The organism is Arthrobacter crusticola (assembly GCF_004357995.1).
Taxonomy (GTDB): domain Bacteria; phylum Actinomycetota; class Actinomycetes; order Actinomycetales; family Micrococcaceae; genus Arthrobacter_D; species Arthrobacter_D crusticola.
Genome location: NZ_SMTK01000001.1, coordinates 430,654 through 444,877, shown reverse-complemented (window position 1 = coordinate 444,877; position 14,224 = coordinate 430,654). Strand labels below are relative to the sequence as shown.

Here is a 14,224-nt window from a genome sequence, read left to right as displayed (position 1 = left end):
ACGGGCGGCGCCGTGCGCCACCAGTGGTCCTTTCAGGACCAACGAGAGATTAGGCCGGGACGTGCCCGGTCAGAATCCGAGCCGGACCAACTGCTTCGGGTCCCGCTGCCAGTCCTTGGCGATCTTGACGTGCAGGTCGAGGTAGACCCGCGTGCCGAGCAGCGCCTCAATGCCGCGCCGGGCGTTCGTGCCGACCTCCCGGAGCCGGGCGCCGCCCTTGCCGATGATGATCGCCTTCTGGGAGGGGCGCTCGACATAGAGGTTGACGTGGATGTCCAGCAGCGGGTTGTCCTCGCTGCGGCCCTCCCGGGGGATCATCTCCTCGACGACGACGGCCAGCGAGTGGGGCAGTTCGTCCCGCACCCCCTCGAGCGCGGCCTCCCGGACCAGCTCGGCGATCATCACCGCCTCCGGCTCGTCGGTCAGCTCCCCGCCCGGATACAGCACGGGCGACTCGGGCATGTGCTCGCTGAAAACGTCGGCCACGGTGTCGACCTGGTACCCGTCGGCGGCCGACACCGGGACGACGTCGGCCCAGCCCTCGGGGCCCACGACCTCGGTGCCAAGGGCCGCCACCGCCAGGAGCTGCTCGGTGAGCGCTGCGCGGTCGACGAGGTCCGTCTTGGTGACGACAGCGATGAGGGGCTTGCGGTTGAGCCGGGCGAGCTGCTGGGCGATGAACCGGTCGCCGGGCCCGATCTTCTCATTGGCGGGAATGCAGAAGCCGACGGCGTCAACCTCGGCGAGGGTGTCCGCCACCAGGTCGTTGAGCCGCTGGCCGAGCAGGGTCCGCGGACGGTGCAGGCCGGGAGTGTCGACGAGGACGATCTGCGAGTCTTTCCGCGTGACGATCCCGCGGATGGTGTGACGGGTGGTCTGCGGCTTGGCCGAGGTGATCGCGACCTTCTGCCCCACCAGCGCGTTGGTCAGCGTTGATTTTCCGGCGTTCGGCCGTCCCACCAGGGATACGAATCCCGCCCGGTGCTTATCGCCGCTCATATTCTTCCGCCGTTTCCTGTTCGTCGATCTGCAATTCCCCGCCGCGGTTCTCGTCCCGCGCGAAGGCGATGATGTGTGAAACCCTGTTCCGCCGGCCTTCAAGCCGCTCGGCCCGCAGGCCGATACCTTCAATTGTGACCTCACTGCCGACAATCGGCACCTTCCCCAGCGTCTTCGCGAGAAGTCCGCCGACCGTGTCGACCTCCTCGTCCTCGAGTTCGACGCCGAAAAGCTCGCCCAGGTCGTCGATGCCCATGCGGGCGCTGACGCGGTATTCCCCGTCCGGAAGCTGCTCCTGTTCGGGCACCTCCGAGTCGTACTCATCGACGATTTCCCCGACGATCTCCTCGATCAGGTCTTCGAGGGTCACCAGCCCGGCGGTTCCACCGTATTCGTCGATGACGATGGCCACGTGGGTGGACTCCCGCTGCAGCTCCTGCAGGAAGTCCCCGACCGGTTTGGACTCGGGGACGTAGCGCGCCTCCCGGCAGATGCCGTCGACTGTGGGGCTCTGCCGCCCCGGGGCCCGGCCGTGCAGCTCGGCCACCACATCCTTGAGGTAGAGGATCCCGCGGATGTCATCGGAGTCCTCCCCGATCACGGGCACCCGGGAGTACCCGGAGCGGAGGAACAGGGACAGGGCCTCATCGAGGCTCGAGCCGCTCTCCAGGGAGACCATGTCGGTACGCGGAACCATCACCGAGCGGACCTTGGTGTCCCCGAGTTCGAACACCGAATGGATCAGCTCGGCCTCGCTGTCCTCGATCATCTCGGCGTCGGATGCCCGCGTGAGCATTTCGCGGAACTCCTCCTCGGTGAAGAACGCCGCCTCGTCGCGGGGGGCGCCGGGTGTCACGAGGCTGCCGATGGCCACGAACCAGCGCGGCACCGGGCCGAGGATACCGCAGAGGAAGGCCACGAAACCGGCGGTGAACTGCACGACGGCGGTGGCGTGGGCGCGCCCGAACTGGCGCGGCGAGACACCGACGAGGACGAACCCGACGGCGGCCATCACCGCGGTGGCGAGCAGGCCGGCCAGCCACACGTTGTCCAGCACATCGTGAAAGAGGATGGCCACGGCCACCGCTCCGGCCATTTCAAACCAGACCCGCCAGAAACGCAGCGCGTGCATGTGTGCAGCGGGCGAGGCGAGGATCCCCCGCAGCGCCGAGCTGCGCGAGTCCTGGACGAGCGCCTCTCCCTCGTGCCGCGGCAGGTAGGTGAAGGCCGCCTCGGCAGCGGTCACGAGCGCCGCCACGCACAGGAAAACCAGCGCCATGACGGCAAGGATCCCGATGATCAAGCCCGGGTCTCCCGGGGAGCCTGCCGGCCGAGGAAGTCGCTGAGGAACTGGCGCTGCAGGCCGAACATCTCCTTCTCCTCCTCGGGTTCGGCGTGGTCATACCCGAGCAGGTGGAGCATGCCGTGCGTGGTCAGGAGCAGCAGCTCCTCCTGGGTGGAGTGGCCGGCGGCGGCGGCCTGCGCCTTCGCAACCTCCGGGCACAGCACGACATCGCCGAGCACCCCGGCCGGGGTGATGCGGCCCGGCGTGCCCGGGCGCAGCTCATCCATCGGGAAGGAGAGCACGTCGGTGGGGCCGGGTTCGTCCATCCACTCGATGTGCAGGCGCTCCATCGCCTCGGTGTCGACCAGGATGATCGACAGGTCGGCGTCGGGGTGCACGAACAGGCTGTCGATCAGGAAGTTTCCGAGCCGGACCAGCGATTCCTCGTCGACCGCGACACCGGACTCGTTGTTGACCTCGATGCTCATTTTGTCCCCGCCCTCGCGCGGCGCACCGCGGTCGCCGCGCCGTCGCCGGCCGCCTCGCGCTCGGCCGTCTGCGCTTCGTCCCATCTGCTGTAGGCACTGACGATGTCGCCGACGAGGCGGTGCCGGACAACGTCGGAGGCGTCGAGTTCGCTGAAGAACACGTCGTCAACCCCCCGGAGGATGTCGTTGACGATGCGCAGGCCCGACTTGGTGCCGCCGGGAAGGTCGACCTGGGTGATGTCGCCGGTGACGACCATTTTCGATCCGAAGCCCAGTCGGGTGAGGAACATCTTCATCTGCTCGGGGGTGGTGTTCTGCGCCTCGTCGAGGATGATGAACGCGTCATTGAGGGTCCGTCCGCGCATGTAGGCCAGGGGCGCGACCTCGATGGTGCCGGCGGCCATGAGCCGCGGGATGGAGTCGGGGTCCATCATGTCGTGAAGGGCGTCGTAGAGCGGGCGCAGGTAGGGATCGATCTTGTCGTTGAGCGTTCCCGGGAGGAAACCGAGCCGTTCCCCCGCCTCGACGGCCGGGCGCGTCAGAATGATCCGGTTGACTTCCTTCTGCTGCAGCGCCTGGACCGCCTTCGCCATCGCGAGGTAGGTCTTGCCGGTGCCTGCCGGACCGATGCCGAACACGATGGTGTTGCGGTCGATGGCGTCGACGTAGCTCTTCTGGTTCAGGGTCTTCGGCCGGATCGTCCGTCCGCGCGAGGAGAGGATGTTCATGGAGAGCACATCCGAGGGCCGGCCCGCGCTCTGGGTTCGAAGCATCGTGATGAGCTGTTCGAGGACCTGCGGGTTGACCACGGTGTTGTTGAGGGCCATGGTGCGGACCTCGAACATCAGCCGTTCGGTGCGCAGGACGTCGGCTGCGGGTCCGGTGATCGACAGTTCGTTGCCGCGGGCCTGGAGGTTGATCCCGGGGAAGGTCGCCTCAATCAGCTTGAGCGCTTCGTCGTTGGTACCCAGGGCCTGCACCATCTGTTCACCGGAGTCGAAATGCACCACCCTCGTATCGAGCCCCGCTGCGTTTATGCCGGTTGAAGATTCGCTCATAGTACGGCCGTACGGCCTTCAATCGCCCCTTGTCGCTGTCGTCCGCCACGGCTGCTGGTGCCCCGCGCTGTATGGATTCCGCCCCTGCCGCGGGGTCCGCATCCCGCCGGTTCCGGTGTCCCAGCTCCGGCGGAGCACACTCGCCCGCCCCCTAATCTTACGTCATGGTGTGGCGGCGGTGGCCTTTTTGCGCGCCGGGCGGGGGCGCCGGGGGCGCCGCCCGGAGCGAACATACCAACTCCACAACATCTAGGTATCGATCCTGTTTCAGTCCTCGCAATGGACCGACTCAGAGGCATCGGCGGCCTTCCGCTGTGCAACGCTTGACGTACACGCCGTCCCCGCAGGAACCGGCGCAGCAACCCGCAGTCCGTGCCGCACAACGGCTTCACCGGAACGGCGCACGGCATACCGATCGGTGAAGGAGGACCCAGCATGAATAAACGGGATCCCCTTCGGCGGAGCCGCCTTGGCCTCCGCGGCCTCCTCGTTCCCGCGGCCGGCGTCCTGCTGTGCACCAGCGTGCTGCTCCTGCCGGCCTGCACACCCGACCCTCCGGCTCCCCCGCAGTCCGGGTCTTCGAACGTCCTGCCCGCCGGGCCCCCCGCCGAAGCGGGCAGCGGCTCCGGCGAACAGATCGGATCCGATGGCATCCTGCCGGTGTACTGGGTGGGAGACAGCAGCGGATCGGCCCTGCTGTACCGGGAGTTCACCGGTGAGGCGGCACCGGGAAGCGTCGGGGACCCCATCGCCGACGCGGTGCGCCTGATGACCGCCGGCCGCCCCTTCGACCCCGACTTCCACAGCCTCTGGGAGCCCGCCTCCATGGTGACGACGTCGATCTCCGCGCGGAACGTCATTACCGTCGACCTGTCCGCGGACGCGTTCCGGCCGGGACTCCACAGCTCACGGGCCCATCTGGCCATCCAGCAGCTTGTCTTCACCGCCACGGCCGCGGCCGCCAATGCCGGCCTGATCGGCGCCGGGGAGACGAGCAGCGTGGTGCTGCTCGTCGACGGCAAGGCAGGCTCCAGCGGCCCTGCCGGGGCGGCTCTCGACGGCGAACTGCGCCGCGATCCGTCCCTGGTCGCGCCGGTGTGGATCACCAACCCGCAGGACGGCGACGTCCGTGACCCCTCGACGGTCGTTGTGTCAGGCTCCGGGTGGTCGGATTCGTCCACCCTGAACTGGCGGATCACCTCTCTCGACAGGCTCAAGGGCGGGGTCATGCCCGCACTGGGCCAGCGCGTGCCGGGGGCAACGGTGAAGGAAGGCAAGGCCGAACTGGACAGCTCCCCGGGCACCACCGGCGAATACGAGTTCACGGTCGCGCTGCCCCCCGGGCGTTACGAAATCGCGGTGTTCCGCCTCGACGCGGGCGGCGCCGAGGAATACGCCGACACCAAGACCATCGAGATCAAGTGATCCACCGGGGCTGATGCGCCCCTACCAGCGGCCCAGCACGTGGTTCAGCAGCACGAGCGCCGCGGGGCCGGCCGAGGAGGACCGCAGGACGTGCGGCCCCAGCCGGGCGGCGGCCGCTCCTGCCTCCTGCAGGGCCAGCAGTTCGCGCTCACTGATCCCGCCCTCGGGTCCGACGATGACCGCCGTCGTCCCGCCCTGGGAGGGGCCGGCCGCGAGCCGGGCCAGGCCCTCCCCTGCGGTTTCCGAGAGCACGAACACCCGGTCGAAGCGTGCGGACCAGGCGGGGAGCCGGGCCGAGTCCAGCATCGGATGCACCTCGGGAACCCACGCCCGCCGGGACTGCTTCGCCGCACCGGCGACGACCGCCTCCCACTTCCGCTGCCCCTTGACGGCCTTTTCCGCCCGCCACCTCACGATGCTCCGCTCGGCCTGCCACGGCACGACGGCATCGACGCCGAGTTCGGTGGCGGCCTCGATGGCCTGCTCATCACGGTCTCCCTTCGCCAGCGCCTGGATCAGCACCAGCTGCTGCCGTGGAGCCTGCTCCTGTTCGGCGGACTCGACGCGGACCGCGAGCGTGCCCGCACTCCCGTCGGTCACCGTGCCCCGGAGCCGGAAGCCGGCGCCGTCGGCCACGTCGACCCGCTCGCCCGGGGCGAGGCGGCGCACCGTGGTGGCGTGCCGCCCCTCGTCGCCGCCGAGGACGAAGACCGAGCCCACGCGGGCGGACCGCACGGCGGCGGGCTCACCGAAGAACAGCGGATAGGTCACTGCTACAGGTTCCCCAGCCGCTCCCGCAGCCGGGCGAAGACACCGGAGCCGCTGCTGGCCAGCTGGCCCTCGGTCGACTCCTCGCCCCGCAGCTCGGCGAGGCGGCGCAGCAGTTCCTCCTGCGCGGCGTCGACGTTGCGCGGGGTCTCCACGTTGAGGTGGACCTGAAGGTCCCCGCGTCCCTGCCCGCGCAGGTGGGTCACGCCGAGGCCGCGGAGGGTGAGGACCTCCCCGGACTGGGTGCCCGGCTTGATCGCCAGCTCCTGCTCCCCGTCGAAGGTGTTGAGGTTAACCGCGGTGCCCAGGGCGGCCGCCGTCATGGGGACGCTCATGGTGACGTGGAGGTCATCGCCGTCACGCAGGAAGGTGCTGTCGGTGTTGACCCGGATCTCGATGTAGAGGTCGCCCTGCGGGCCGCCGGCGGTGCCGGCCTCGCCCTGGCCGCTGAGCTGGATCCGGGTGCCGGTCGAGACGCCGGCCGGGATCTTGATGGTCAGGCTGCGGCGGGCACGGACGCGGCCTTCGCCCTTGCACTCATGGCACGGGTTGGGGATGACGGTGCCGAAACCCTGGCAGGTGCCGCAAGGCGCGCTCGTCATGACCTGGCCGAGAATCGAGCGCACGGCCCGCTGGACCTGGCCGGAGCCGCCGCAGATGTCGCAGGTCTGCGGAGAGGTGCCGGGCTGGCAGCAGGTCCCGTCACAGGTGCCGCAGACGGCCGCCGTGTCGACCTCGATCTTCTTGTTGATGCCGAAGACCGCGTCCTTGAGGTCGATCCGCACGTTGATCAGCGCGTCCTGGCCCCGGCGGGTGCGCGACGGGGGGCCGCTGGGGCCTCCTCCGCCGAAGAAGGTCTCGAAGATGTCCTGGAAGGCGAATCCGGAGCCGGAGTAGCCCGAGCCGAAGCCATTGTCGGTTCCGTTCTCATTGCCGGTGGTGTCGTAGACCCGCCGCTTCTGCGGGTCGGAAAGCACCTCGTAGGCGTGGCTGACGCGCTTGAACTCCTCGGAGGCATCCGGGCCCGGATTCACATCCGGGTGGAGCTTGCGCGCAAGCTTCCGGTAGGCCTTCTTGATTTCCTCGCTGCTCGCGCCCTGCGACACACCGAGCGCCTCATAGTGATTACTCACTCCTGCACATCTCTTCCTGTAGAACACGCTGTTCGGCTGATCGACGCACCTGCCGTGCCCGGCTCCCGGGCCCCGCCGACGTCGTCAACCCTTGCTTTCCGGCCTGGTTATCCGGCCTTGTTTGCTATTCGGCTATTCGGCGAGGACCCGCGACAGGTATCTCGCGACCGCCCGCACCGCCGCCATCGTTCCCGGATAGTCCATCCGGGTGGGACCGAGGACGCCGAGCTTCGCCGTGGCGTCCGGCCCGTAGCCGGTGGCGATCACCGACGCCTCCGAAAGACCTCCGTAGGGGTTTTCGCTGCCGATCCGGACCGAGATGCCGCGGGCGTCCTGTTCCATCTCCGAGAGCAGCCGAAGCATGATCACCTGCTCCTCGAGGGCTTCAAGCACCGGTCCGATACTGAGGGGAAAGTCTACTGTGGACCGGGCCAGGTTCGCTGTCCCCGCCATCACAATGCGGTCCTCACGGCTCATTCCGGCGAGACTCTCGAGGGTGGAGATGAGCGCCGCTCCGGCGGCACTGAGGGCCGGGGGCAGGACGGCGGCGGCGGAGGCGAGCTCCTTTGGCAGGGAGGACAGTGCCACCCCGGCCACCCGGGACAGGATCCGCTGCTTGAGCTCGGCCAGTTCGGCCTCCTCGATCGGGGAGGAGACGGGGACGACCCGCTGCTGCACCGTGCCGTTCGTGGCGATCAGCACCACGAGGATCTGCCGGGGCGCCAGGAGCACGAATTCAATATGCCGAACGGCCGCACCGCCGAGCCGCGGGAACTGGACCACGGCCACCTGATTGGTCAGCTGCGCCAGGAGCCGCACGGTGCGGTCCATGACGTCGTCCAGGTCGCCGGCGCCCTCAAGGAGTGTCTGGATGGCCCGCTTCTCGGCCGCCGAGAGGGGCTTCACCTCGGAGATGCGGTCAACGAACGTGCGGTAGCCCTTGTCCGTGGGGATGCGTCCCGAGCTGGTGTGGGGTGCGGTGATCAGCCCCTCCTCCTCGAGCACGGCCATGTCGTTCCGGATGGTCGCCGAGGAGACGCCGAGCCGGTGCCGGTCCACCAGGGCCTTCGACCCGACCGGTTCCCGGGTATGCACGTAGTCCTCAACAATGGCCTGCAGCACTTCCAGGCGTCGTGGTTCGCTCATCTCGTTCACCTCCGCAGTCGCGTTGAAATTGGGCGGAGCGCCCCATCCTTGGTTAGCACTCGACACACCTAAGTGCTAAGTCTAGTACGTTCGGGACGATTGTTAGCATTGGAAAGACCGGCAGCAACTGTGCGTCGGCGCACACGGAAGCGAGATCAGGGTGGCCGACTTCGCCTGGGGGGCCCAGGACATCTCTGCCCCCAAACGCACCGTCCTGCCGGAGGTTCCGGCGGAGCCCGGCCTCGTCCTCGAAGACGTCCAGAGCGGCTTCGTGGGCGCCGTCGTCCGGGTGGAGAAGTCCGGTGGACTGCATGTAATGGTCCTCGAAGACCGCCGCGACAAGCGCCGGACCTTCCGGCTGGGGCACGGGTTCCTCGTCGACGGCGCCCCGGTCAAGGTCGTCGCCCCCACGGCCGCACCGGCGAAGCCCCCGACGCGGACCGCCTCCGGCTCCGTGAAGGTTGAAGGCGCCCGGGCCCGCGTCGCCCGGGCGAGCCGGATCTGGGTCGAGGGCCAGCACGACGCCGAGCTGGTGGAGAAGGTGTGGGGCGAGGACCTGCGGCTCGAGGGAATCGTCGTCGAACCCCTCCACGGTGTCGACGACCTGGCCGGGGCGGTGAGGGCCTTCGATCCCGGTCCGCAGCGGCGGCTCGGGATCCTTGTGGACCACCTCCTCCCCGGAACGAAGGAGTCGCGGATCGCCCAGGAGGCGATGGCCCTGCCCGGCGCCCGGGGCAATGTCCTGATTGTGGGCCACCCCTATGTGGATGTGTGGCAGGCGGTCAAGCCCGGTGCGCTGGGGCTCGCCGCCTGGCCGCTGGTACCCCGGGGACAGGACTGGAAGACGGGGATTCTCGCCGGTCTCGGCTGGCCTTCCTCGGACCAGGCCGCCGTCGCCCACGGATGGAAGCGGATTCTCGGAAGTGTGAAGTCCTATGCCGACCTCGAACCGTCCCTGCTGGGCCGGGTCGAGGAAGTGATCGATTTCCTCACCGCCGACTCCCCCGAATCCTGATGCCGCGGGCACACCCCACCAAGTACCCTTAGAGGAAGTCCTGGGGTCAACCCGCCGCGCTGCAAAGGAAGAAACTCGTTGCCAAACACTGCCGATCAACCCCAGAACTCCGGAACTGGCGGAAACCGGTCCGCATTTGAAGGGGCGCCCGCCACGGCCCTGCCCCTCACGGCCTCCCAGGACCGGCAGTTCGCGACGCTGGCGCATTTCGGCGGCATTCTCGGGTTTGTGCCGTCGCTCGTGATTTACCTGATCTTCAAGGACCGCGGCCCCTTTACCGCCCAGGAATCGAAGGAAGCGCTGAACTTCACGCTTCCCCCCACAATTCTTGCCTTCGTGGCATGGCTGCTTTCCCTGTTGCCCGTTATCGGCGGGGTGTTCGCCGTCGTCAACGCGCTGATCTGGGTCGGTATTGCGGTGTTCTCGGTGACTGCCGGCATCCAGGTCAACCGGGGAAGGCCCTACCGGTACGCGTTGAACCTGCGCCCGCTGCGCTGAGCGTTCCGCTTTCTGGCTGAGGCCGTACCTGCCCACTCACCAGGGATGGTCAGTGGGCAGGAGCGTCGGGCACCACCCCACAGCGCCCGCAGGAAATGCCGCTGCGCACACGGTCAGGCATCAGAAGATCCCTGCGCTCTTAGTCGGGCAGGAGGCGGCGTACAACGGCGTCGGCCATCAACCGTCCGCTGCCCGTCAGGCGCACCCGGCCGCGGATGGCGTCCGCCCCTTCAATGAGGCCGTCGGCGATGAGCCCCGCAACCGCCTGCCGTCCCGCCGGCTCGAGCCGGTCGATGCCCAGTCCTTCGCGCAGCCGAACCCTCAGCAGGACGTCCTCGACGTACCGGTCGTGATCGTTCAGCACCTCGCGGCCAGCGGCTGGGGACGTACCGGGCGTGAGCGCGGCGGCGTAGGCCCGTGGATGCTTCACGTTCCACCAGCGGACGCCACCGACGTGTGAGTGTGCGCCTGGTCCTGCACCCCACCAGTCGTCTCCCCGCCAGTACGCCAGGTTATGGCGGCATTCGTCAGCGGGGGTACGGGCCCAGTTGCTGACCTCGTACCACCGAAGGCCGCCGGCAGTGAGCAGTTCGTCCGCGAGGGCGTACTTCTCGGCGTGGTCGTCGTCGTCGATCGGCGGCACTTCGCCGCGGCGGATCCGCCCGGCGAGCTTGGTCCCGTCCTCGATGATGAGGGCGTAGGCGGAGATGTGGTCCGGTCCGTAGGACAGGGCCGTGGTCAGCGTATGCCGCCAGTCCTCGAGGGACTCCCCCGGCGTGCCGTAGATCAGGTCAAGGCTGACCTTCAGGCCGGCGCGCCGTGCCCATTCGACGGCCTGCGGAACCCGTTCGGGCGAATGGGTCCGGTCGAGGACCTTTAGGACATGCGGAACCGCCGACTGCATGCCGAAGGACACCCGCGTGAAACCTGCCGCCGCGAGGATCCGCAAAGACTCTTCGGTCACCGAATCGGGGTTCGCCTCGGTGGTGACCTCCGCGCCCTCGACCAGGCCCCACTGCGCCACGGCCGCGGAGAGGATACCGGCGAGGTCCTCAGCCGGAAGCAGGGTCGGGGTCCCGCCGCCGAAGAACACGGTCGAGAGCGGCCGCCGCGGCACACCCGAGGCGTCAAGCGCCTGGCCTGCGAGGGCGAGCTCCTGGTGGACGGTCCCGGCGTACTGGTCCTGGGAACCGCCTCCACCCAGCTCGGTGGCGGTGTAGGTGTTGAAGTCGCAGTAGCCGCAGCGGACGGCGCAGAACGGAATGTGGACATAGAGTCCGAAATTCCGCTGGGCCGCGCCCTCCCGCGCCTGCTCCGGCAGAACTCCGTCGGCCGGCGCCGGGAGTCCGAGGGGCAGTGCGCTAGGCACCGGATCCCCCCCGGGTGGAAGGGGTGTTTCCAAACATCACTTCTTGGCTTTGTCCTTCGACTCATCGGAGGACAGGGCCGCGATGAAGGCCTCCTGGGGTACTTCGACCCGTCCGACCATCTTCATGCGCTTCTTGCCCTCCTTCTGCTTTTCGAGAAGCTTGCGCTTTCGGGTGATGTCGCCGCCGTAGCACTTGGCCAGGACGTCCTTGCGGATGGCCCGGATGCTTTCCCGGGCGATGATGCGCGATCCGATGGCTGCCTGGATGGGCACCTCGAACTGCTGGCGCGGAATGAGCTCGCGCAGCTTGCCCGTCATCATGACGCCATAGGCGTACGCCTTGTCGCGGTGGGTGATGGCGCTGAAGGCATCGACCTGCTCGCCCTGCAGGAGGATGTCGACCTTCACGAGGTCCGACACCTGGTCGCCGTCGGCCTTCCAGTCGAGCGACCCATAGCCGCGCGTCTTGGACTTCAGCAGGTCGAAGAAGTCGAAGACGATCTCGGCCAGGGGCAGCCGGTACCGGATCTCGACGCGGTCCTCCGACAGGTAGTCCATTCCACCGAGCACGCCGCGCCGCTGCTGGCACAGCTCCATGATGGCGCCGATGAATTCCGACGGCGCCAGGATGGTCGCCGACACCATGGGCTCGCGCACCTCGGAGATCTTGCCCGCCGGGTACTCGCTGGGGTTGGTGACCTTCAGGACGCGCTTGTCCTCGAGGGTGACCTCGTACTCGACGTTGGGCGCCGTGGAGATCAGATCGAGGTTGTACTCACGCTCGAGGCGCTCGCGCGTGATCTCAAGGTGCAGCAGGCCGAGGAAGCCGACGCGGAATCCGAAGCCCAGCGCCGCGGACGTCTCGGGCTCGTAGACTAGGGCGGCGTCGTTGAGGGTGAACTTCGCGAGGGCGTCACGAAGCACCGGATAGTCAGTGCCGTCGAGCGGGTAGAGACCGGAGAAGACCATCGGCTTCGGGTCCTGGTAGCCGCCCAGCGACTCCGCCGCAGGCTTCGCGAGGTTGGTGACGGTGTCGCCCACCTTGGACTGGCGGACATCCTTCACACCGGTGATCAGGTAGCCGACCTCGCCCACGCCGAGTCCCTTGGACGGCTTGGGCTCCGGGGAGCTGACCCCGATCTCGAGGAGCTCGTGGCTCGCTCTGGTCGACATCATCTGGATGCGTTCGCGGGGGCTGAGCTTCCCGTCAACCACCCGCACGTAGGTCACGACGCCGCGGTAGGTGTCGTACACCGAATCGAAGATCATGGCACGGGCCGGTGCGTTGGGGTCCCCGGTCGGCGCCGGGAGGTCGCGCACGATCTTGTCCATCAGGGCCTCGACGCCGACGCCGGTCTTCCCGGACACCATCAGCACGTCCTCGGGCTCCCCGCCGATGAGGCTCGCCAGTTCCGCCGCGTACTTCTCCGGCTGCGCAGCCGGCAGATCGATCTTGTTCAGTACGGGAATGATCGTAAGGTTGTTTTCGATCGCGAGGTACAGGTTCGCGAGCGTCTGCGCCTCGATGCCCTGCGCCGCGTCGACGAGTAGGATCGCGCCCTCGCAGGCCGCCAGTGAGCGGGAGACCTCATAGGTGAAGTCGACGTGCCCGGGCGTGTCGATCATGTTCAGGGCGTAGGCGGTGCCGTCGACCTCCCACGGGAGCCGAACGGCCTGGGACTTGATCGTGATGCCACGCTCACGCTCGATGTCCATCCGGTCCAGGTACTGGGCCTTCATGTCACGCTGCTCCACCGCGCCGGTGAGCTGGAGCATCCTGTCCGCCAGCGTGGACTTCCCATGATCGATATGAGCGATGATGCAGAAGTTCCGAATGATCGCCGGATCAGTGGCGGCGGGCACCGGAGCGGTGCGGGCCATGGGTGACACGTGGGTTCCTCACTCTTGCGGGACGGTTGACAAGGGACCGATCGTCGTCGGGTATCCGTTGCCCTACTAGTGTCCCACGCCCTGTCCTTACCGGCCGAACGCGGCACCCGGGGCAACCGGCGGGCCCCGCTACTGTGGATCCATGGGAATCGATGCTTTCGCACTGCTCCGATGGTCCCGGGCGGCAGCGCGCCTGCTGCGGCGTGCGTCCTCCCCCACGACGACGCCGGCGGGCGCGCGCGGCCCCGTGTCCACGCGGCGGATTCCTGCCCGGGGTCGCTTCACGTACTCGCCGCGGCCTGATGGCCGACCCGACCCGGGCGAGATTGTCTGGACCTGGGTGCCCTACGAGGAGGACCCGAGCCAGGGCAAGGACCGTCCCGTCCTCCTGATCGGGCGGGACAGACGGCACCTTCTGGGCCTGGCCCTGACCTCGCGGGACCGCAACAACGCGCGCTCCGCCGACGCACGGTACGTGGACATCGGCACCGGACCCTGGGATCCGAAGCGCCGCCCGAGCGAGGTGCGGGTGGACCGGATCCTCCGCATTGAGCCGGCGGCCATCCGGCGCAACGGCGCCGTACTGCCGAGGGCCGCTTTCGACGCCGTCGTCGGGAGCATCCCGCGCACCTGACGCGGCCCGCCGGGCCGCGCCCACCGCAGGACCGGTCGAACTCTGCTAAGATAGCTAGCTGTGTGTCCGCGCAGGTCGACGGGCACTTTGGACCAATCGCCACACGGTATCCCCACGCCGCTCAGTTCATGGTTGGACCGAAATTCCCTCACGACCAGTCCGCAATACAAAGAAAGTTCTCATACGTGGCAAATATCAAGTCCCAGAAGAAGCGCATCCTCACCAGCGAAAAGGCGAGGCAGCGCAACAACTCGGTGAAGTCCGAGCTCAAGACGGCGATCCGTGCGGTAACCACCGCCCTGGATTCCTCTGACAAGGACGCCGCCGCGGCCGCACTGCAGACTGCCAGCCGCAAGCTCGACAAGGCTGTCAGCAAGGGTGTGCTGCACAAGAACAACGCAGCGAACCGCAAGTCGGCCATCTCCAAGAAGGTCAACGCGCTCTAAGCGTTCCCCAGGTTTTTACACCTGTGGCCGGTCCCTCGGGACCGGCCACAGGTCGTTAACGGCCCTGACC

14 protein-coding genes are annotated in these 14,224 nt (G+C 68.0%); 5 read left to right on the top strand and 9 right to left on the bottom strand.

Features of this window, described 5'->3' with window-relative positions:
- Positions 1 to 69: 69 nt before the first annotated feature.
- From era to E2F48_RS02035, 4 genes are read right to left on the bottom strand one after another with little or no spacing between them, the layout of a single operon-like run.
- Entirely contained in the window at positions 70 to 999 is a 930-nt protein-coding gene (era, locus tag E2F48_RS02050; protein ID WP_133402333.1) for a GTPase Era, read from the bottom strand.
- The gene (locus tag E2F48_RS02045) at positions 986 to 2,278 is read right to left on the bottom strand and encodes a hemolysin family protein (RefSeq protein WP_425455744.1); all 1,293 of its coding nucleotides are present in this window, start codon (positions 2,276 to 2,278) and stop codon (positions 986 to 988) included. Before E2F48_RS02045 ends, era begins: the two co-directional genes overlap by 14 nt.
- Before the next feature lie 20 nt (positions 2,279 to 2,298).
- Entirely contained in the window at positions 2,299 to 2,772 is a 474-nt protein-coding gene (gene ybeY, locus E2F48_RS02040; protein WP_133402331.1) for an rRNA maturation RNase YbeY, read from the bottom strand.
- Positions 2,769 to 3,830 carry a PhoH family protein gene (locus E2F48_RS02035; RefSeq protein WP_133402330.1) on the bottom strand — a complete coding sequence of 354 codons (1,062 nt, stop codon included), beginning with the start codon at positions 3,828 to 3,830 and terminating at the stop codon, positions 2,769 to 2,771. Before E2F48_RS02035 ends, ybeY begins: the two co-directional genes overlap by 4 nt.
- Positions 3,831 to 4,265: 435 nt before the next feature.
- Here E2F48_RS02035 and E2F48_RS02030 point away from each other — a divergent pair, with 435 nt between their 5' ends.
- A complete protein-coding gene (locus tag E2F48_RS02030; protein ID WP_133402329.1) occupies positions 4,266 to 5,255 on the top strand; it encodes a GerMN domain-containing protein in 990 nt (329 codons plus the stop codon).
- 21 nt (positions 5,256 to 5,276) lie between these two features.
- Here the strand turns inward: E2F48_RS02030 and E2F48_RS02025 are convergent, their stop codons facing one another.
- The 3 genes from E2F48_RS02025 to hrcA form a co-directional block, all read right to left on the bottom strand.
- Positions 5,277 to 6,026 carry a 16S rRNA (uracil(1498)-N(3))-methyltransferase gene (locus E2F48_RS02025; protein WP_133402328.1) on the bottom strand — a complete coding sequence of 250 codons (750 nt, stop codon included), beginning with the start codon at positions 6,024 to 6,026 and terminating at the stop codon, positions 5,277 to 5,279.
- A gap of 2 nt (positions 6,027 to 6,028) precedes the next feature.
- Positions 6,029 to 7,156 carry a molecular chaperone DnaJ gene (gene dnaJ, locus E2F48_RS02020; RefSeq protein WP_133402327.1) on the bottom strand — a complete coding sequence of 376 codons (1,128 nt, stop codon included), beginning with the start codon at positions 7,154 to 7,156 and terminating at the stop codon, positions 6,029 to 6,031.
- A gap of 132 nt (positions 7,157 to 7,288) precedes the next feature.
- Positions 7,289 to 8,302: a heat-inducible transcriptional repressor HrcA gene (hrcA, locus tag E2F48_RS02015; protein WP_133402326.1), complete on the bottom strand. Its 1,014-nt coding sequence runs from the start codon at positions 8,300 to 8,302 to the stop codon at positions 7,289 to 7,291.
- 160 nt (positions 8,303 to 8,462) lie between these two features.
- On the opposite strand from hrcA, the gene E2F48_RS02010 reads away from it, so the two are divergent.
- Together E2F48_RS02010 and E2F48_RS02005 are read left to right on the top strand one after the other, a co-directional pair.
- A complete protein-coding gene (locus E2F48_RS02010) occupies positions 8,463 to 9,317 on the top strand; it encodes a DUF3097 family protein (RefSeq protein ID WP_133402325.1) in 855 nt (284 codons plus the stop codon).
- 78 nt (positions 9,318 to 9,395) lie between these two features.
- A complete protein-coding gene (locus E2F48_RS02005) occupies positions 9,396 to 9,815 on the top strand; it encodes a DUF4870 domain-containing protein (protein ID WP_133402324.1) in 420 nt (139 codons plus the stop codon).
- 139 nt (positions 9,816 to 9,954) lie between these two features.
- Here E2F48_RS02005 and hemW read toward each other — a convergent pair whose 3' ends face one another.
- Both hemW and lepA read right to left on the bottom strand, forming a co-directional pair.
- The gene (gene hemW / locus E2F48_RS02000) at positions 9,955 to 11,184 is read right to left on the bottom strand and encodes a radical SAM family heme chaperone HemW (protein ID WP_133402323.1); all 1,230 of its coding nucleotides are present in this window, start codon (positions 11,182 to 11,184) and stop codon (positions 9,955 to 9,957) included.
- A gap of 36 nt (positions 11,185 to 11,220) precedes the next feature.
- Complete coding sequence (lepA, locus tag E2F48_RS01995) at positions 11,221 to 13,074, bottom strand: translation elongation factor 4 (protein WP_185149770.1); 1,854 nt, start codon at positions 13,072 to 13,074, stop codon at positions 11,221 to 11,223.
- Positions 13,075 to 13,216: 142 nt separating this feature from the next.
- On the opposite strand from lepA, the gene E2F48_RS01990 reads away from it, so the two are divergent.
- Positions 13,217 to 13,708: a type II toxin-antitoxin system PemK/MazF family toxin gene (locus E2F48_RS01990; protein ID WP_133402322.1), complete on the top strand. Its 492-nt coding sequence runs from the start codon at positions 13,217 to 13,219 to the stop codon at positions 13,706 to 13,708.
- A 185-nt stretch (positions 13,709 to 13,893) separates the two neighbouring features.
- Positions 13,894 to 14,154, top strand: coding sequence for a 30S ribosomal protein S20 (rpsT, locus tag E2F48_RS01985; protein ID WP_120165482.1), 261 nt, complete (start codon positions 13,894 to 13,896; stop codon positions 14,152 to 14,154).
- Positions 14,155 to 14,224 lie beyond the last annotated feature (70 nt).